This is a genomic window from Streptomyces sp. DH12, assembly GCF_020873895.1.
In the GTDB taxonomy this organism is placed as follows: domain Bacteria; phylum Actinomycetota; class Actinomycetes; order Streptomycetales; family Streptomycetaceae; genus Streptomyces.
Genome location: NZ_JAHWGT010000039.1, coordinates 30,100 through 47,898, shown reverse-complemented (window position 1 = coordinate 47,898; position 17,799 = coordinate 30,100). Strand labels below are relative to the sequence as shown.

General features: G+C 72.4%; 14 protein-coding genes. 13 read left to right on the top strand and 1 reads right to left on the bottom strand.

Annotated elements, in window-relative coordinates; translation table 11 throughout:
• Positions 1 to 64 precede the first annotated feature (64 nt).
• From LPA54_RS27840 to glmS, 13 genes are all read left to right on the top strand, one after another.
• Positions 65 to 1,681 (top strand): carboxyl transferase domain-containing protein, encoded by a 1,617-nt coding sequence (locus LPA54_RS27840; RefSeq protein ID WP_228982697.1) that lies wholly within the window; start codon positions 65 to 67, stop codon positions 1,679 to 1,681.
• Positions 1,682 to 1,688: 7 nt separating this feature from the next.
• A complete protein-coding gene (locus tag LPA54_RS27835; protein WP_228982696.1) occupies positions 1,689 to 3,629 on the top strand; it encodes an acetyl-CoA carboxylase biotin carboxylase subunit in 1,941 nt (646 codons plus the stop codon).
• 20 nt (positions 3,630 to 3,649) lie between these two features.
• Positions 3,650 to 4,570: a hydroxymethylglutaryl-CoA lyase gene (locus LPA54_RS27830; protein WP_228982728.1), complete on the top strand. Its 921-nt coding sequence runs from the start codon at positions 3,650 to 3,652 to the stop codon at positions 4,568 to 4,570.
• A gap of 6 nt (positions 4,571 to 4,576) precedes the next feature.
• Complete coding sequence (locus LPA54_RS27825) at positions 4,577 to 5,731, top strand: acyl-CoA dehydrogenase family protein (RefSeq protein WP_228982694.1); 1,155 nt, start codon at positions 4,577 to 4,579, stop codon at positions 5,729 to 5,731.
• Positions 5,732 to 5,838: 107 nt separating this feature from the next.
• A complete protein-coding gene (locus LPA54_RS27820) occupies positions 5,839 to 6,876 on the top strand; it encodes an ABC transporter substrate-binding protein (RefSeq protein WP_228982692.1) in 1,038 nt (345 codons plus the stop codon).
• A 4-nt stretch (positions 6,877 to 6,880) separates the two neighbouring features.
• Entirely contained in the window at positions 6,881 to 7,792 is a 912-nt protein-coding gene (locus LPA54_RS27815) for a siderophore-interacting protein (RefSeq protein WP_228982691.1), read from the top strand.
• A gap of 308 nt (positions 7,793 to 8,100) precedes the next feature.
• Positions 8,101 to 9,543 (top strand): aspartate aminotransferase family protein, encoded by a 1,443-nt coding sequence (locus LPA54_RS27810; protein ID WP_228982688.1) that lies wholly within the window; start codon positions 8,101 to 8,103, stop codon positions 9,541 to 9,543.
• Positions 9,527 to 10,795 (top strand): lysine N(6)-hydroxylase/L-ornithine N(5)-oxygenase family protein, encoded by a 1,269-nt coding sequence (locus tag LPA54_RS27805; RefSeq protein ID WP_228982682.1) that lies wholly within the window; start codon positions 9,527 to 9,529, stop codon positions 10,793 to 10,795. The genes LPA54_RS27810 and LPA54_RS27805 overlap by 17 nt, the downstream gene beginning before the upstream one ends.
• Complete coding sequence (locus tag LPA54_RS27800; RefSeq protein WP_228982680.1) at positions 10,792 to 11,355, top strand: GNAT family N-acetyltransferase; 564 nt, start codon at positions 10,792 to 10,794, stop codon at positions 11,353 to 11,355. The genes LPA54_RS27805 and LPA54_RS27800 overlap by 4 nt, the downstream gene beginning before the upstream one ends.
• On the top strand, positions 11,352 to 13,172 hold the full coding sequence (locus LPA54_RS27795; protein ID WP_228982678.1) for an IucA/IucC family siderophore biosynthesis protein: 1,821 nt from the start codon (positions 11,352 to 11,354) through the stop codon (positions 13,170 to 13,172). Before LPA54_RS27800 ends, LPA54_RS27795 begins: the two co-directional genes overlap by 4 nt.
• Positions 13,173 to 13,255: 83 nt before the next feature.
• On the top strand, positions 13,256 to 14,125 hold the full coding sequence (locus LPA54_RS27790) for a DUF4429 domain-containing protein (protein WP_228982677.1): 870 nt from the start codon (positions 13,256 to 13,258) through the stop codon (positions 14,123 to 14,125).
• Positions 14,126 to 14,200: 75 nt separating this feature from the next.
• Complete coding sequence (locus LPA54_RS27785; RefSeq protein WP_228982675.1) at positions 14,201 to 14,476, top strand: hypothetical protein; 276 nt, start codon at positions 14,201 to 14,203, stop codon at positions 14,474 to 14,476.
• Positions 14,477 to 14,520: 44 nt separating this feature from the next.
• Entirely contained in the window at positions 14,521 to 16,338 is a 1,818-nt protein-coding gene (gene glmS / locus LPA54_RS27780; RefSeq protein WP_228982673.1) for a glutamine--fructose-6-phosphate transaminase (isomerizing), read from the top strand.
• 155 nt (positions 16,339 to 16,493) lie between these two features.
• Here the strand turns inward: glmS and LPA54_RS27775 are convergent, their stop codons facing one another.
• Positions 16,494 to 17,738 carry an alpha/beta hydrolase gene (locus LPA54_RS27775; protein ID WP_228982672.1) on the bottom strand — a complete coding sequence of 415 codons (1,245 nt, stop codon included), beginning with the start codon at positions 17,736 to 17,738 and terminating at the stop codon, positions 16,494 to 16,496.
• Between the last annotated feature and the right edge of the window lie 61 nt (positions 17,739 to 17,799).

The window sequence follows — 17,799 nt, the reverse complement described above, 5'->3', positions numbered from 1 at the left end:
TTAACCTGAGGGACACACGTTAACGCTCATTAACGCTCTCGTACGGGCAAGGGGGCTCGACACGATGCAGCAGGCACCTGTGCTGGCCGGCGCGGCGGATCCCGCGTCGCCGGCCTGGCAGGCCAACGAGGCGGCGCACCGGGAGCTCGTCGACGACCTCCGGGCGCGGCTCGCCGCCGCCCGGCTGGGCGGCGGCGAGAAGGCGCGCGCCCGGCACACGGCACGCGGCAAGCTGCTCCCGCGCGACCGCGTCGACACGCTCCTGGACCCGGGCTCGCCCTTCCTGGAGCTGGCGCCGCTCGCCGCGAACGGCATGTACGGCGACCAGGCGCCCGCCGCCGGGGTGGTCGCGGGGATCGGCCGGGTCGCGGGCCGCGAGGTCGTGGTCGTCGCCAACGACGCCACGGTCAAGGGCGGCACGTACTACCCGATGACGGTCAAGAAGCACCTGCGCGCGCAGGAGGTGGCCCTGGAGAACCGGCTGCCCTGCGTGTACCTGGTCGACTCGGGCGGCGCGTTCCTGCCGATGCAGGACGAGGTCTTCCCCGACCGGGAGCACTTCGGCCGGATCTTCTACAACCAGGCCCGCATGTCGGGCGCGGGGATCCCGCAGATCGCCGCCGTCCTCGGGTCGTGCACGGCCGGCGGGGCGTACGTCCCGGCGATGAGCGACGAGGCCGTCATCGTGCGCAACCAGGGCACGATCTTCCTGGGCGGCCCGCCGCTGGTGAAGGCCGCGACGGGCGAGGTCGTCACCGCGGAGGAGCTGGGCGGCGGGGAGGTCCACTCCCGGACCTCCGGCGTCACCGACCACCTCGCGGAGGACGACGCGCACGCCCTGCGGATCGTGCGGAACATCGTCGCGACGCTCCCCGCGCGCGGGGAGCTGCCCTGGTCGGTGGAGCCGGTCGAGGAGCCGAAGGTCGACCCGGCGGGGCTGTACGGCGCGGTCCCGGTCGACCCGCGCACGCCGTTCGACGTGCGGGAGGTCATCGCCCGGGTCGTCGACGGCTCGCGCTTCCAGGAGTTCAAGGCGGAGTACGGCCAGACGCTCGTCACGGGCTTCGCCCGGATCCACGGCCACCCGGTGGGGATCGTCGCCAACAACGGCATCCTCTTCTCCGAGTCCGCGCAGAAGGGCGCGCACTTCATCGAGCTGTGCGACCAGCGGGGCGTGCCGCTGCTGTTCCTCCAGAACATCTCCGGCTTCATGGTGGGCCGGGACTACGAGGCGGGCGGCATCGCCAAGCACGGCGCGAAGATGGTCACCGCCGTCGCGTGCACGCGCGTGCCGAAGCTGACGGTCGTCGTCGGCGGCTCGTACGGCGCGGGCAACTACTCGATGTGCGGCCGGGCGTACGGCCCCCGCTTCCTGTGGATGTGGCCCAACGCCAAGATCTCCGTCATGGGCGGCGAGCAGGCCGCGTCGGTCCTCGCCACGGTCAAGCGCGACCAGCTGGAGGCGCGCGGCGAGGAGTGGTCGGCGGAGGCGGAGGAGGAGTTCAAGGCCCCCGTCCGCGCCCAGTACGAGCAGCAGGGCAGCGCCTACTACGCGACGGCCCGGCTGTGGGACGACGGGGTCATCGACCCGCTGGAGACCCGCCAGGTGCTGGGTCTGGCCCTGACCGCCTGCGCCAACGCCCCGCTGGGTGAACCCGGCTTCGGCGTCTTCCGGATGTGAGGGACTGATGTTCACGACTGTTCTTGTCGCCAACCGGGGCGAGATCGCGGTTCGCGTCATCCGGACGCTGCGGGCCCTCGGCATCCGCTCGGTCGCCGTCTTCAGCGACGCGGACGCCGACGCCCGGCACGTCCGGGAGGCGGACACCGCCGTGCGGATCGGCCCGCCCGCCGCGACCGAGAGCTACCTGCGCGTGGACCGGCTGCTGGAGGCCGCCGCGCGCACCGGCGCCGAGGCGGTGCACCCGGGGTACGGCTTCCTCGCGGAGAACGCCGCGTTCGCGCAGGCGTGCGAGGACGCGGGGCTGGTCTTCATCGGGCCGCCGGCCTCCGCGATCTCCCTGATGGGGGACAAGATCCGCGCCAAGGAGACCGTGAAGGCGGCCGGCGTGCCGGTCGTGCCCGGCTCGTCGGGCAGCGGTCTCACCGACGGGGAGCTGGCCGCGGCGGCCCGCGACATCGGCATGCCGGTGCTGCTGAAGCCCTCGGCGGGCGGCGGCGGCAAGGGCATGCGGCTCGTGCGCGCCGAGTCGGCGCTGGCGGACGAGATCGCGGCGGCCCGCCGCGAGGCGCGGGCCTCCTTCGGCGACGACACGCTGCTGGTGGAGCGGTGGATCGACCGGCCCCGGCACATCGAGATCCAGGTCCTCGCCGACGGCCACGGCGCCGTCGTCCACCTCGGTGAACGCGAGTGCTCCCTTCAGCGCCGCCACCAGAAGGTCGTCGAGGAGGCGCCGTCGGTCCTGCTGGACGAGGCGACGCGCGCCGCGATGGGCGAGGCGGCCGTGCAGGCGGCCCGCTCCTGCGGCTACCGGGGCGCCGGCACGGTGGAGTTCATCGTCCCGGGCGGCGACCCCTCCCAGTACTACTTCATGGAGATGAACACCCGCCTTCAGGTGGAGCACCCCGTCACCGAGCTGGTGACGGGCGTGGACCTGGTGGAGTGGCAGCTGCGGGTGGCCGCCGGGGAGCGCCTCGGCTTCTCCCAGGACGACGTCGCCCTGACCGGCCACTCCATCGAGGCGCGCCTGTGCGCCGAGGACCCCTCGCGGGGCTTCCTCCCGTCGGGCGGCACGGTGCTGGCCCTGTCCGAGCCGGCCGGCGAGGGCGTGCGGACCGACTCGGGCCTCAGCGAGGGCACCGAGGTGTCCAGCCTGTACGACCCGATGCTGGCCAAGGTCGTCGTCCACGCCCCCGACCGGCCCACCGCGCTGCGCAGGCTGCGCGCCGCCCTGGCCGGCACGGTCACCCTCGGCGTCCCGACGAACGCCGGGTTCCTGCGCCGCCTCCTCGCCCACCCGGACGTCGTCGCCGGCGACCTGGACACGGGCCTGGTGGAGCGCGAGGTGGACGGGCTGGTCCCCGAGGGCGTGCCGGAGGAGGTGTACGAGGCCGCGGCGGCGGTGCGCGAGGCCCGGCTGCGGCCCGCCCCGGACGCGCGCGGCTGGACCGACCCGTTCTCGGTGCCGAGCGGCTGGCGGCTGGGCGGCGGGGCCGTGCCGGTGGAGCACTGGCTGCGCGTCCCCGGGCACGAGCCGGTCGCCCGCCGGGCCCGCGCCGGGGCGCGCGTGGACGAGGACCGGGTGACCGTCACCGTGGACGGCGTCACCCACACCTTCCACCGCGCCGGGACCTGGCTGGGCCGGGACGGCGACGCGTGGAACGTGCTGGACCACGACCCCGTCGAGGCGTCGCTCACCGGCGCGGCCCACGCGGGCGCCGACTCCCTCACCGCGCCCATGCCCGGCACGGTCACGGTCGTCAAGGTCGCCGTGGGCGACGAGGTGACGGCCGGTCAGGGGCTGCTGGTGGTGGAGGCGATGAAGATGGAGCACGTCATCTCCGCCCCGCACGACGGCACCGTCGCCGAGCTGGACGTCACGCCCGGCACCACCGTCGCCATGGACCAGGTGCTGGCCGTGGTGGTCCCGAAGGAGGAGGAAGCGTGAGCGCCGCTCCGGGCCTTCCCATGACCGTCCCCGCGCCGGGGCTGCCCGCGCGGGTGCGGATCCACGAGGTGGGCGCCCGCGACGGCCTGCAGAACGAGCAGGGCGTCGTACCGACCGAGGTGAAGGCGGAGTTCGTCCGGCGCCTCGCGGACGCCGGGCTGACCACGGTCGAGGCGACGAGCTTCGTCCACCCGAAGTGGGTGCCGCAGCTGGCCGACGCCGAACGGCTCTTCCCGCTCGTCCGGGACCTGCCCGTGGCGCTGCCCGTCCTCGTCCCCAACGAGCGCGGGCTCGACCGCGCCCTGGCGCTGGACGCCACCCGCGTCGCCGTCTTCGCCAGCGCCACCGAGTCCTTCGCGCGGGCCAACCTCAACCGCACGGTGGACGGGGCGCTGGCGATGTTCGAGCCGGTGGTGGCCCGCGCCAAGGCCGCGGAGGTGCACGTGCGCGGCTACCTGTCGATGTGCTTCGGCGACCCCTGGGAGGGCGCGGTACCCCTCCCCCAGGTGGTGCGGGTGTGCCGGGCCCTGCTCGACATGGGGTGCGACGAGCTGAGCCTCGGCGACACCATCGGCGTGGCCACGCCCGGCCACGTCACCGCGCTGCTCGACGCGCTCGGCGAGGCCGGCGTCCCGGTCGGCGCGCTGGGGGTGCACTTCCACGACACCTACGGGCAGGCCCTCGCCAACACGCTGGCCGCGCTCCGGCACGGCGTCACCACCGTCGACGCCTCCGCCGGCGGGCTCGGCGGCTGCCCGTACGCCAAGTCCGCCACCGGCAACCTCGCCACCGAGGACCTCGTGTGGATGCTGAGCGGACTCGGCATCGACACCGGGGTCGACCTCGGCCGTCTCGTCGCCACGAGCGCCTGGATGGCCGACCGGCTGGGCCGGCCCAGCCCCTCCCGCACCGTCCGCGCCCTGTCCCACAAGGAGCAGTGATCACCGATGGACCACCGCCTGCCCGCCGAGCTGGAAGAACTCCGCCGCACGGTCGAGGAGTTCGCACACGACGTCGTCGCGCCGAAGATCGGCGACTTCTACGAGCGGCACGAGTTCCCGTACGAGATCGTGCGGGACATGGGCCGGATGGGGCTGTTCGGCCTGCCCTTCCCGGAGGAGTACGGCGGGATGGGCGGCGACTACCTGGCGCTGGGCATCGCGCTGGAGGAGCTGGCCCGCGTCGACTCCTCGGTCGCCATCACGCTGGAGGCGGGCGTCTCGCTGGGCGCGATGCCGATCTTCCGGTTCGGCACGGAGGAGCAGAAGCGGGAGTGGCTGCCGCGGCTGTGCTCCGGTGAGCTGCTGGGCGCGTTCGGCCTGACGGAGCCCGACTGCGGCTCGGACGCGGGCGGGACGCGCACGACGGCCGTGCGCGACGGCGACGAGTGGGTCGTCAACGGCACCAAGTGCTTCATCACCAACTCCGGTACGGACATCACCGGCCTGGTCACGGTGACCGCGGTGACGGGCCGCAAGGAGGACGGCCGCCCGGAGATCTCCTCCCTCATCGTCCCCGCGGGCACGCCCGGCTTCACCGTCGCGGCGCCGTACTCGAAGGTCGGCTGGAACGCCTCGGACACCCGCGAGCTGTCCTTCTCCGACGTTCGCGTGCCGGCCGCGAACCTGCTGGGCGAGGAGGGCCGCGGGTACGCCCAGTTCCTGCGCATCCTGGACGAGGGCCGCATCGCCATCGCGGCACTCGCCACCGGGCTGGCGCAGGGCTGTGTGGACGAGTCGGTGCGGTACGCGAAGGAGCGCCGCGCCTTCGGCCGGCCCATCGGCGACAACCAGGCCATCCAGTTCAAGCTGGCCGACATGGAGATGCGGGCGCACATGGCCCGGATCGGCTGGCGGGACGCGGCGTCCCGGCTGGTGCTGGGCGAGCCGTTCAAGAAGGAGGCCGCGCTGGCGAAGCTGTACTCCTCGACGGTGGCGGTCGACAACGCCCGCGAGGCGACCCAGATCCACGGCGGCTACGGCTTCATGAACGAGTATCCGGTGGCGCGGATGTGGCGGGACTCGAAGATCCTGGAGATCGGCGAGGGCACGAGCGAGGTGCAGCGCATGCTCATCGCCCGGGAGCTCGGCCTCTCCGCGTGATCAAGGGAACAACCGGGAGTCACCCCCTGGACAAGATCTGAGGTTAGGCTAACCTACCCTCGAACTTGCCCACTGGCCGGATCCGGCCGTACGAAAGCGACTCCGCCATGCCCAGCAACGCCCGAGCCACCCATCTCACCCGACGCGGTCTCCTCGCTGCGGGCGGCGCCCTCGGCCTGGGCGCCGCTCTCGCCGCGTGCGGCGGCAAGGAGGCGGACGGCGGCAAGGGCGCCGACAAGAGCGCCGCCGCGTCGGGCCCGTGGAAGTTCACCGACGACCGCGGCGTGGCGGCCGAGGCGAAGACCACGCCGAAGAACATCGTGGCCTTCACGGGCATGGCGGCGGCGCTGCACGACTTCGGCGTCGAGGTGAAGGGCGTCTTCGGCCCCACCAAGACCGCCGACGGCAAGCCCGACGTGCAGGCCGGCGACCTCGACGTGAACAAGGTCAAGGTCATCGGCAACGTCTGGGGCGAGTTCAACATCGAGGAGTACATCAAGCTCCAGCCCGAGCTCCTCATCACGGACATGTGGGAGAAGGACGCCCTCTGGTACGTGCCGGACGAGTCGAAGGACAAGATCCTCAAGCTCGCCCCGAGCGTCGCGCTGTGGGCCGCCGACCAGTCGATGCCCAAGGTGATCCAGCGTCACGTGGACCTGGCCGAGAGCCTGGGCGCCGACGTGAAGACCAAGGCGATAGCCGACAGCAAGGCCCGCTTCGAGAAGGCCGCCGCCCGGCTGCGCGCCGCCGCCAAGGCGAACCCCGGGATCCGGGTGCTCATCGGCTCGGCGAGCGCCGACCTCTTCTACGTCTCCACCCCGGCCCGGCCGACGGACACGCTGTACTTCAAGGAGCTCGGCGTCAACGTCGTCGTCCCGACCAAGCTCGACGCGGCCGGCTGGTTCGAGGGCCTGAGCTGGGAGAACGTCGACAAGTACCCGGCCGACATCATCATGATGGACAACCGCACCTCGGCCATCCAGCCCAAGGACCTGGCGTCGAAGCCGACCTGGGCCCAGCTGCCCGCCGTCAAGGCCGGCCAGGTCATCCCGCGCGTCACGGAGCCGATCTACTCGTACGAGAAGTGCGCGCCGCTCCTGGAGGACCTCGCCGAGGCCATCGAGAACGCCAAGAAGGTGGCCTGACCCCATGACGACCACCGAGCCCGCCGAGCCCACCGAGGCGACCGAGCCCGCCGAGGCCCCCGCGCTGCCCTTCGCCTTCTTCGCCCTGCGGGTGGCGCGGACGCGGCGGCTCGGACCGTCGCTGGTCCGCGTCACCTTCACCGGCGCCGGTGACGAGGACCTGTCGGGCTTCGTCTCCGGGGGCCACGACCAGAGCCTGTCGCTGTTCCTCCCCCACCCGGGCCAGCCGGAGCCGGTGATGCCGCCGGTCGTCGACGGCGACCTGTACGGCGCGCTCGGCGCCTGGCGGGCCATGGACGACGACGTACGGGCCGTGATGCGCTCCTACACCGTGCGGGAGCAGCGGCGTACCGGCGACGGGACGGTCGAGGTCGACATCGACTTCGCCGTCCACCCCGACGGCGGGCCCGCGTGCGCCTGGGCGCAGCGGGCGGTGGAGGGCGACCGCGTCGCGGTCCTCGGTCCGACTGTGGCGGACAACACCGGTGTCCGCTTCCGGCTGCCCGCCGACGCCGACGAGGTGCTGATCTGGGCCGACGAGACGGCCCTGCCCGCCGCCTCGGCCGTACTGGAGCGGCTCCCGGCCGGCATCCGCGCCCGGGTGTGGCTGGAGGTGCCGCACGCCGGCGACCGCGTGGAGCCGCGCACCGCCGCGGACGCCACCGTGACCTGGCTGGTGCGGGAGGAGGGCGCGCCCCCGGCCGTGGAGGCGGTCCGCGCCGCGCGGCTGGAGGGCGAGGCGCCGTACGCCTGGATCGCCGGCGAGTCGGGCGTCGTGAAGGCGCTGCGCCGCCACCTGGTGAACGAGCGGAAGTTCGATCGCCGTCGCGTCACGTTCGTCGGATACTGGCGCAAGGGGCTGAGCGAGGACGCCCTGCGCGAGGTCCCCGAGCCCGACGCCGACAGCGAGTCCTGACCCGTACCGCCCGTACGACGGCACGTCAGCACCGCACCACCCGCACGACGGCACCACCGGCACACCGGCACCACCGGCACCGCGCTGTACCACCGGCACCACTCGCACCACCGTGCGACCGCGCCACCCGCGGCGCGCCCTTCGGGGCGCGCCGCACCGGCGCGTCCGCACGTCCGCACGCCCCTTCTCGGGGGCCGAGGAGACGTTGAACATCAACTTAGGTTAGGCTAACCTAAGCAACACCGCGTCCCTCGCCCTCATCCTGTCCCTGAGGGACGGTCAAGTCCCTGCATCCGGGAGGATGTCGCATGCGCTCGCACCTGCTCAATGACGCAACGGCGGAGCAGTACCGGCGTTCCGTCACCGAAGGAGTCGAGCGGGTGGCGCGCAAGATCGCCACCACCCGGCAGCCCTTCAGCGGCGCCACCCCCGACGACCTCGCGCCGCTCGTCGACGCGGTCGACCTGGACCGCCCGCTGGGCGACGCCTCCGCCGCCCTGGACGAGCTGGAGGACCTGTACCTGCGTGACGCGGTGTACTTCCACCACCCCCGCTACCTGGCGCACCTCAACTGCCCGGTCGTCATCCCGGCCGTCCTCGGCGAGGCCGTCCTCTCGGCGGTGAACTCCTCCCTCGACACCTGGGACCAGAGCGCCGGCGGCACGCTCATCGAGCGCCGCCTCATCGACTGGACCACCGGCCGCATCGGCTTCGGCGAGGCCGCCGACGGCGTCTTCACCAGCGGCGGCACCCAGTCCAACCTCCAGGCGCTGCTGCTGGCCCGGGAGGAGGCCAAGACGGACGACCTGACGAAACTGCGGATCTTCTCCTCCGAGTGCAGCCACTTCAGCGTCCAGAAGTCCGCGCAGCTCCTCGGCATGGGCCGCTCCTCCGTCGTCTCCATCCCCTGCGACCGCGACCGCCGGATGCAGAGCGTCGTCCTCGCCGCCGAGCTGGCCCGCTGCGCCGCCGAGGGGCTCGTCCCGATGGCGATCGTCGCCACCGCGGGCACCACCGACTTCGGCTCCATCGACCCGCTGCCGGAGATCGCCGCCCTGGCCGCCGAGTACGGCGCCTGGATGCACGTCGACGCCGCCTACGGCTGCGGGCTGCTGGCCTCCCCCACCCGCCGCCACCTCCTGGACGGCATCGAGCTGGCCGACTCGGTCACCGTCGACTACCACAAGTCGTTCTTCCAGCCCGTCAGCTCCTCCGCCGTGCTGGTCCGCGACGGGGCGACCCTGCGCCACGCCACCTACCACGCGGACTACCTCAACCCGCGCCGCACGGTCGCCGAGCGCATCCCCAACCAGGTCGACAAGTCGCTCCAGACGACCCGCCGCTTCGACGCGCTGAAGCTGTGGCTGACGCTGCGCGTCATGGGCGCCGACGGCGTGGGGCAGCTCTTCGACGAGGTGTGCGACCTGGCCGCCGAGGGGTGGGAGATGCTCGCCGCCGACCCGCGGTACGACGTCGTGGTCCAGCCCTCGCTCTCCACCCTCGTCTTCCGCTACGTCCCGGCCGCCGTCACCTCCCCCGCGGAGATCGACCGGGCCAACCTCCACGCCCGCAAGGCGCTCTTCGCGTCGGGCGAGGCCGTCGTCGCCGGCACGAAGGTCGACGGCCGCCAGTACCTCAAGTTCACCTTGCTCAACCCCGAGACGACCGTGCACGACATCGCCGCCGTCCTCGATCTGATAGCCGGCCACGCCGAGCAGTACCTGGGAGAGAACCTTGTCCACGCCTCTTGATTTCCTCGGTATCGGACTGGGTCCGTTCAACCTGGGCCTGGCCTGCCTGACCGAGCCCATCGCGGAGCTCGACGGCCTCTTCCTGGAGTCGAAGCCGGACTTCGAGTGGCACTCGGGGATGTTCCTGGAGGGCGCGCACCTCCAGACGCCGTTCATGTCGGACCTCGTCACCCTCGCCGACCCGACCTCGCCGTACTCCTTCCTGAACTACCTGAAGGAGAAGGGCCGACTGTACTCGTTCTACATCCGCGAGAACTTCTATCCGCTGCGCGCCGAGTACAACGACTACTGCCGCTGGGCCGCCGGGAAGCTGAGCAGCGTCCGCTTCGGCACGACGGTCAGCCGCGTCGAGTACGACACCGAGGGCGAGGTGTACGTCGTCCACACCGAGGGCGGCGAGACGTACCGCGCCCGCCGCCTCGTCCTGGGCACCGGCACCCCGCCGTACGTCCCGGAGGCGTGCCAGGGCCTGGGCGGCGACCTGCTGCACAACTCCCGGTACATGCAGGGCCGCGAGGCGCTGAAGGCGAAGAAGTCCATCACGCTCGTGGGCAGCGGGCAGAGCGCGGCCGAGATCTACTACGACCTGCTCTCCGAGATCGACGTCCACGGCTACCAGCTGAACTGGGTGACCCGCTCCCCGCGCTTCTTCCCGCTGGAGTACACCAAGCTCACGCTGGAGATGACCTCCCCCGAGTACATCGACTACTTCCACGCCCTGCCGGAGGAGACCCGCTACCGCCTGGAGACCGCGCAGAAGGGCCTCTTCAAGGGCATCAACGGCGAGTTGATCGACGCCATCTTCGACCTGCTGTACCAGAAGAACCTGGACGGCCCGGTCCCCACGCGGCTGCTCACCAACTCCGCGCTGCACTCCGCCTCCCACGACGAGGCGACCGGCACGTACACGCTGGGCCTGCGCCAGGAGGAGCAGGGCAAGGAGTACGAGATCCGCACCGAGGGCCTGGTCCTCGCCACCGGCTACAAGTACAGCGTGCCCGCGTTCCTGGAACCCGTCCGCGACCGGCTGCGCTGGGACTCCCGCGGCCGGTTCGACATCGCCCGCAACTACTCGATCGACACCACCGGCCGCGGGGTCTTCCTCCAGAACGCCGGGGTGCACGCCCACTCGGTCACCTCGCCCGACCTGGGCATGGGGGCGTACCGCAACTCCTACATCATCCGTGAGCTGCTGGGGACCGAGTACTACCCCGTCGAGAAGTCCATCGCGTTCCAGGAGTTCACCGTATGAGCACCACCGGCACCACCGTCCCCGGCATAGGCACGTTCACGTTCCGTCCGCTCGACCCCCTGACGGACGCCGAGCTGGTCCACGGCTGGGTCACGCACCCGAAGGCGTCGTTCTGGCTGATGCAGGACCACAAGCTGCAGGACGTGGAGCGGGAGTACATGGCCATCGCCGCCCACCCGCACCACGACGCCTTCATCGGCCTCCTCGACGGCGAGCCCGCCTTCCTCATGGAGCGGTACGACCCGGCGCACGTCGAGCTGGTCGGGCTGTACGACCCGCTGCCCGGCGACGTCGGCATGCACTTCCTCGTCGCGCCGACGGACACCCCGGTCCACGGCTTCACCCGCGCCGTCATCACCGCCGTCATGGCGGAGCTGTTCGCCGACCCGGCCACCCGCCGCGTCGTGGTCGAGCCGGACGTCCGCAACACCGCCGTGCACGCCCTGAACGAGGCGGTCGGCTTCGTCCCCGTCGACAAGATCGCCAAACCGGAGAAGGAAGCCCTGCTCAGCGTGTGCACGCGAGAGGCGTTCGAGGCGGCAGTGGGAGCGACCCGATGAGCGAGACGACCGCCACCGGCACCCCGGCGGGCACCGCCCTGGCGCGCGGCGCCGACGCCGTCGCCCACCTCACCCCCGAGCGCTGGGAGCACGCCAACCGCCTCCTGGTCCGCAAGGCCCTCGCGGAGTTCGCCCACGAGCGGCTGCTCGACCCGCAGCCGCTCGGCGAGGGCCGCTACCGCGTCCTCAGCGACGACGGCGCCACCGAGTACCGCTTCACCGCGGGCCGCTTCGCCCTGGACCACTGGCAGGTGTACGCCGACTCCGTCAGCCGCCACCGCGACGGCCGCGAGCTGCCGGTGGACGCCCTGGAGTTCGTGATCGAGCTGCGGGGCGCGCTGGGCCTGAGCGACGAGATCCTGCCCGTGTACCTGGAGGAGATCTCCTCGACGCTCTCCGGCACCGCCTACAAGTCCGCGAAGACGCCGGTGAGCGCCGCGGAGCTGGCGCGGGCGGACTTCCAGGCGGTCGAGACGGGCATGACCGAGGGCCACCCGTGCTTCGTCGCCAACAACGGCCGGCTGGGCTTCGGCGTCGACGAGTACCACGCGTACGCGCCCGAGGCCGCCAGCCCGCTGCGGCTGGTGTGGCTGGCCGCGCACCGGGACCGCACGGACTTCACGGCGGGCGAGGACATCGAGTACGACGCGTTCGTCCGGGCCGAGCTGGGCGACGCCGTCGTCGACGGCTTCGCCCGCACCCTCGCGGAGCGCGGCCTGGACATGGCCGACTACCTCCTCGTGCCGGTCCACCCCTGGCAGTGGTGGAACAAGCTGACCGTCACCTTCGCCGCCGAGATCGCCCGGCAGCGGCTGGTGTACCTCGGCGAGGGCGACGACCGGTACCTGGCCCAGCAGTCGATCCGGACGTTCTTCAACACGAGCGACCCGGCCAAGCACTACGTGAAGACGGCCCTGTCCGTGCTGAACATGGGCTTCATGCGGGGCCTGTCGGCCGCGTACATGAAGGCCACGCCCGCGATCAACGACTGGCTGGCCCGGCTGATCGACGGCGACGACGTCCTGCGGGCGGCCCGCTTCTCGATCATCCGCGAGCGGGCGGCGGTCGGCTACCGGCACCTGGAGTACGAGGCCGCCACCGACCGGTACTCGCCCTACCGGAAGATGCTCGCCGCGCTGTGGCGTGAGAGCCCGGTCCCGTCCCTGGAGCCCGGTCAGCGGCTCGCCACCATGGCGTCGCTCCTCCACGTCGACCACGAGGGCGCGTCCTTCGCGGGTGCGCTGATCGCCGAGTCGGGGCTCGCCCCCGACCGGTGGCTGCGCCGCTACCTGGACGCCTACCTGCTGCCGATCCTGCACACCTTCTACGCCTACGACCTGGCGTGGATGCCGCACGGCGAGAACGTCATCCTCGTCATCGAGGACGGCACCGTGCAGCGGGCGATCTTCAAGGACATCGCCGAGGAGATCGTCGTCATGGACCCGGACGCGGTGCTGCCGCCGGCCGTGGAGCGGATCCGGGTCGAGGTGCCGGAGGACCAGAAGCTGCTGTCGGTCTTCACGGACGTCTTCGACTGCTTCTTCCGCTTCCTGGGCGCGACGCTGGACTCCGAGGGCGTCCTGGACGAGGAGACGTTCTGGCGGACGGTCGCCGAGTGCGTCACCGCCTACCAGGAGTCCGTGCCGGAGCTGGCGGAGAAGTTCAAGCGGTACGACCTCTTCGCGGAGGAGTTCACTCTGTCCTGCCTGAACCGCCTCCAGCTGCGGGACAACAGGCAGATGGTGGACCTCGCGGACCCGTCCGGCGCGCTGCAGTTCGCGGGCACGCTGGTCAACCCGATCGCGCGGTTCGCGTAACCAGGGCCGGCCGGGGCGTCGGACGGGGTACGGTCCCCCGTCCGGCGCCCCGGCTTTCCGCGTCCGGTGTCAGAATCCTCGGCATGACGGAAATCATCCAGAAGGACGGGACCTGGAGTTTCGACGGGGACGTCATACGGATCGTGCCGGGTGGCGACAAGGGCGTGGGGCTGCTGCGCCAGACCCTGGGCGAGGTCGCCGTACCCCTCGACGCGCTGGCGGGCATCTCGTTCGAGCCGGGCCGGAAGACCGGGCGGCTGCGGCTGCGGCTGCGGGACGGCGCCGATCCGCTGCTGCGGGTCACCGGGGGCAGGCTGGCGGACGGCTCGGACCCCTACCGGCTCGCGGTGGGAGGCGACCGGAGCGGGGTGGCGGAGTACTTCGTGGACGAGGTGCGCCGCGCGATGCTGCTGGAGCAGACGGAGACGGGCCCCGTGGACAGGTACCTGCTGCCCGGCCCGCCGGTGCCCCTCACCGTGGGGGCGGGGGACGGCACGGTGACCTTCGACGGGGAGGCCGTCCGCCTGGAGTGGAACTGGAAGACGGAGGACTCCAAGTCCTCGGGGGGCGCCCGCACCCTGGCACTGGCCGACGTGCGGGCGGTGGAGTGGCTGCCGGCCGTCGGGTTGGACAACGGCTACCTGCGCTTCCGGTTGGCGGTCGGGGCGCCGGCCTCTCCCCCGGCCCCCAAGTACGACCCGTACGCCGTGGAGCTGTACGGCTTCCGCAAGGACCCGCTGATGGCGCTGGTCGGGGCGGCCGTGGTGGCCCGGCTGCCGCACCCGAACGCCCCGGCGGCGGACGCGCCGCCGCCCGCGGCGGTGCCGGCTTCCGCCCCCGACCACGACGTCCTGCTGCGGCGGCTGCGGGAGCTGGGCGAGCTGCACCGGTCGGGCGTCCTCACCGATGAGGAGTTCACCACCGCCAAACGGGCCGTTCTCCAACAACTCTGACCAAAACGGACCCCCCTCTGCCCGACATCGGGCAGAAATGTTGCCATCGACCTGCCCGTACTCCAATATCGACGGGTGCTCGATCGCCGCCCGTCACACGACGACCTCATCGACCACCTGGTGCGCAGCACCGCGCTGCAGCGCGGTGAGGCCGCCCGGGTGGTGCTCGACGTGCTGGCGTACTTCGACGAGACGACCGAGGAGTACGTCCGCCGCCGCCACCGCGAGCTCCAGGCGGGCGGCGCCGTGAACGCGGAGATCTTCGAGCGGATCGCGGCGGAGCTGCCGCACCGCGCCGTGGCGCCACCGGAACTCTCGCTCCGGCAGCTGCGCCGCATCGTCTACGGCTGAGCGTCGGCCGGGCACACACAACGAACCTGGAGGGGCAACACCTTATGTGCGGAATCGTCGGTTACATCGGCAAGCGCGACGTGGCTCCGCTGCTGCTGGAGGGTCTGGCGCGGCTGGAGTACCGGGGGTACGACTCGGCGGGCATGGTCATCACCAGCCCCAAGTCGAGCGGCCTGAAGATGGTCAAGGCCAAGGGCCGGGTCCGCGACCTGGAAGCCCGCGTCCCCAAGCGCTTCACCGGTACCACCGGCATCGCCCACACCCGCTGGGCCACCCACGGCGCCCCGAGCGACGTGAACTCGCACCCGCACCTGGACCCCGAGAACAAGGTCGCCGTCGTCCACAACGGCATCGTCGACAACGCCGCCGAGCTCCGCGCCAAGCTGGAGGCGGACGGCGTGGTCTTCGCCTCGGAGACCGACACCGAGGTCCTCACCCACCTGATCGCCCGCTCGCAGGCCGAGTCGCTGGAGGAGAAGGTCCGCGAGGCGCTGAAGGTCGTCGAGGGCACGTACGGCATCGCCGTCATGCACGCCGACTTCAACGACCGCATCGTCGTCGCCCGCAACGGCTCCCCCGTCGTCCTCGGCATCGGCGAGAAGGAGATGCTGGTCGCCTCCGACATCGCCGCGCTGATCGCCCACACCCGCCAGATCGTCACCCTCGACGACGGCGAGATGGCCACCCTCAAGGCCGACGAGTTCCGCACGTACACCACCTCCGGCACGCTCACCACGGCGACGCCCGAGACCGTCGAGTGGGAGGCCGCCTCCTACGACATGGGCGGCCACGACACGTACATGCACAAGGAGATCTCGGAGCAGGCCGACGCCGTGGACCGCGTGCTGCGCGGCCGCATCGACGAGAAGTTCTCCACCGTGCACCTGGGCGGCCTGAACCTCGACGCCCGCGAGGCGCGCGGCATCCGCCGCGTGAAGATCCTCGGCTGCGGCACCTCCTACCACGCCGGCATGATCGGCGCGGGCCTCATCGAGGGCATGGCGCGCATCCCCGCCGACGCCGAGCCGGCCTCCGAGTTCCGCTACCGCAACCCGGTCGTCGACCCCGACACCCTCTACATCGCGGTGTCGCAGTCGGGTGAGACGTACGACGTGCTGGCCGCCGTGCAGGAGCTGAAGCGCAAGGGCGCCCGCGTCCTCGGCGTGGTCAACGTCGTCGGCTCGGCCATCGCCCGCGAGGCCGACGGCGGCGTGTACGTCCACGCCGGCCCGGAGGTCTGCGTGGTCTCCACCAAGTGCTTCACCAACACGGTCGTCGCGTTCGCGCTGCTCGCCCTGCACCTGGGCCGCATCCGCGACCTGTCGGTCGCCGACGGCAAGCGGATCATCGAGGGCCTGCGCCGGCTGCCGGAGCAGATCAGCGAGATCCTCAAGCTGGAGGACGAGATCAAGGAGCTGGCCGCCGAGTACGCCGGCGCCAAGTCGATGATGTTCATCGGCCGCGTCCGGGGCTACCCGGTGGCGCTGGAGGCCTCCCTGAAGCTCAAGGAGATCTCGTACATCCACGCCGAGGCGTACCCGGCCTCGGAGCTGAAGCACGGCCCGCTCGCCCTCATCGAGCCGGCCCTGCCGACCGTGGCGATCGTCCCGAACGACTCGCTGCTGGAGAAGAACCGGGCCGCCCTGGAGGAGATCAAGGCCCGCAGCGGCCGGATCCTCGCCGTGGCGCACCAGGAGCAGGAGAAGGCCGACCACACCATCGTCGTGCCGAAGAACGAGGACGAGCTCGACCCGATCCTCATGGGCATCCCGCTCCAGCTCTTCGCGTACCACACGGCCCTCGCCATGGGCCGCGACATCGACAAGCCGCGCAACCTCGCCAAGTCCGTCACGGTGGAGTAGGCGCCGCACGCGCCTCACCCGTGCACCGGGCCCGGGGGGCCGGCCGTCCAGGCCGGCCCCCCGGGCCCCGTCGTACCCGGCGCGGCTCAGGCGCGGCTCAGGCGCGGCTCAAGCGCGGCTCAGGCGCGGCTCAGGCGCGGCTCAGGCGGGTGGTCTCACCGCGCGTCGCCGTGGAAGTGCACCTCCGGGTTCTGCGCCGTCGGGCCGTCCAGCAGCGGCTGGGGCCGGCCGCGCAGGTGCCGGTCGAAGAAGGCCGCGGTGTACGCGCGCGTCAGCTCCACGGCCCGGCCGGCGGCGATCGTCGGCTGCGGGTCGTCGCCCGGGTAGGCCACGCCCAGCTGGTCGAAGAGGACGGGGACGTCCGAGAAGGTGAAGTGGTGCGCCCCGGACACGCCGAGCCAGCGCTTCCACCCGTCCAGGTGGCGCCACGCCTCGTCCCAGGTCGGGTCGCCGCCACCGGGAAGGTGCACCTCGTCCTGCGTGCCGAGCATGAGGAACGGCCGGCCCCCGAGCCCGTCCGCCGGCACGGGGTCGCCGAAGGAGCCGTCCATGTTGACGCCCGCCCGCACCCGGTCGTCCCGTGCCATGGCGGAGGCCGCGGCGGCCCCGCCGATCGAGTGCCCCGCGGCGCCTATCCGCTTCCGGTCGATCATCGGGGCGTACCGCCAGGCCGGCCGCGGCCCGGTCAGCCGGTCGACGACGAACGACAGGTCCCGGCCCCGGTTGACCGTGGCCTTCCGCATGTCCTCCAGGGTCTGCGCCTTCTCGCAGGCGACACAGGTGAGCAGCCGCCCGCCGGGGAAGACGGTGCCGGCCGCCTCGTAGGCGTGGTCGACCAGGGCGACGACGTAGCCGCGGCTCGCGTACTCCTCGGCGAGGGTCGTCAGGGTGAAGCGGGGCGCGCCGAACCCGGGCGACAGCAGTATCAGCGGGTGGCGGCCGCCCTGGGGACGAGCGCCGGCCACGCTGTGGGTGCGGGTCGCGCCGAGCCGGGCGGCCGCCGTCGCGTCGCGGTTCCCGGCGGCCTCCAGCAGCAGCCGCGCCTCGCGCGGGTCGGCGTAGGGGGCGCGGGAGCCCGCCGCGGAGCGGGCCGGGTGGTACACGTCGACCATCAGTTCGCGCGGCCGGTCCGGCACCCAGGGGTCCTGCCGGGAGCGGTCGACGAGGTGGAGGGTGGAGCGGCCCACGGCCGACGGGCCGGTGGGGCGGGGCAGGACCACCCCGACCGCCGCCGGCCGGTCGGGCGCGGCCTGCCGGAGGTCCGGGGCGGCGGCGGGCGCGGCGGCGGTGGTGGGCGTGCCGGGGGCGGGGGTTTGCGCGTGGGCGGCCGGGGCGGTGGCGGCGAGCGTGACGAGGAGGGCCGCGGCCGCCGCCGACCGCAGCGTGCGTGACGTCTTCATGGGCCCGACGCTAGGTGGTGGCGGGGGCGGCGGGCGTCGGCCCAGGGTCGCGACCGTGTCC

What these genes read in the sequence shown, in the direction of transcription:
- LPA54_RS27800 (WP_228982680.1), top strand. Translation starts at nt 10,792, where the DNA reads ATGAGCACCACCGGCACCACCGTCCCCGGCATAGGCACGTTCACGTTC.
- LPA54_RS27825 (WP_228982694.1), top strand. Translation starts at nt 4,577, where the DNA reads ATGGACCACCGCCTGCCCGCCGAGCTGGAAGAACTCCGCCGCACGGTC.
- LPA54_RS27810 (WP_228982688.1), top strand. Translation starts at nt 8,101, where the DNA reads ATGCGCTCGCACCTGCTCAATGACGCAACGGCGGAGCAGTACCGGCGT.
- LPA54_RS27820 (WP_228982692.1), top strand. Translation starts at nt 5,839, where the DNA reads ATGCCCAGCAACGCCCGAGCCACCCATCTCACCCGACGCGGTCTCCTC.
- LPA54_RS27775 (WP_228982672.1), bottom strand. Translation starts at nt 17,738, where the DNA reads ATGAAGACGTCACGCACGCTGCGGTCGGCGGCGGCCGCGGCCCTCCTC.
- LPA54_RS27815 (WP_228982691.1), top strand. Translation starts at nt 6,881, where the DNA reads ATGACGACCACCGAGCCCGCCGAGCCCACCGAGGCGACCGAGCCCGCC.
- LPA54_RS27835 (WP_228982696.1), top strand. Translation starts at nt 1,689, where the DNA reads ATGTTCACGACTGTTCTTGTCGCCAACCGGGGCGAGATCGCGGTTCGC.
- LPA54_RS27795 (WP_228982678.1), top strand. Translation starts at nt 11,352, where the DNA reads ATGAGCGAGACGACCGCCACCGGCACCCCGGCGGGCACCGCCCTGGCG.
- glmS (WP_228982673.1), top strand. Translation starts at nt 14,521, where the DNA reads ATGTGCGGAATCGTCGGTTACATCGGCAAGCGCGACGTGGCTCCGCTG.
- LPA54_RS27790 (WP_228982677.1), top strand. Translation starts at nt 13,256, where the DNA reads ATGACGGAAATCATCCAGAAGGACGGGACCTGGAGTTTCGACGGGGAC.
- LPA54_RS27830 (WP_228982728.1), top strand. Translation starts at nt 3,650, where the DNA reads ATGACCGTCCCCGCGCCGGGGCTGCCCGCGCGGGTGCGGATCCACGAG.
- LPA54_RS27840 (WP_228982697.1), top strand. Translation starts at nt 65, where the DNA reads ATGCAGCAGGCACCTGTGCTGGCCGGCGCGGCGGATCCCGCGTCGCCG.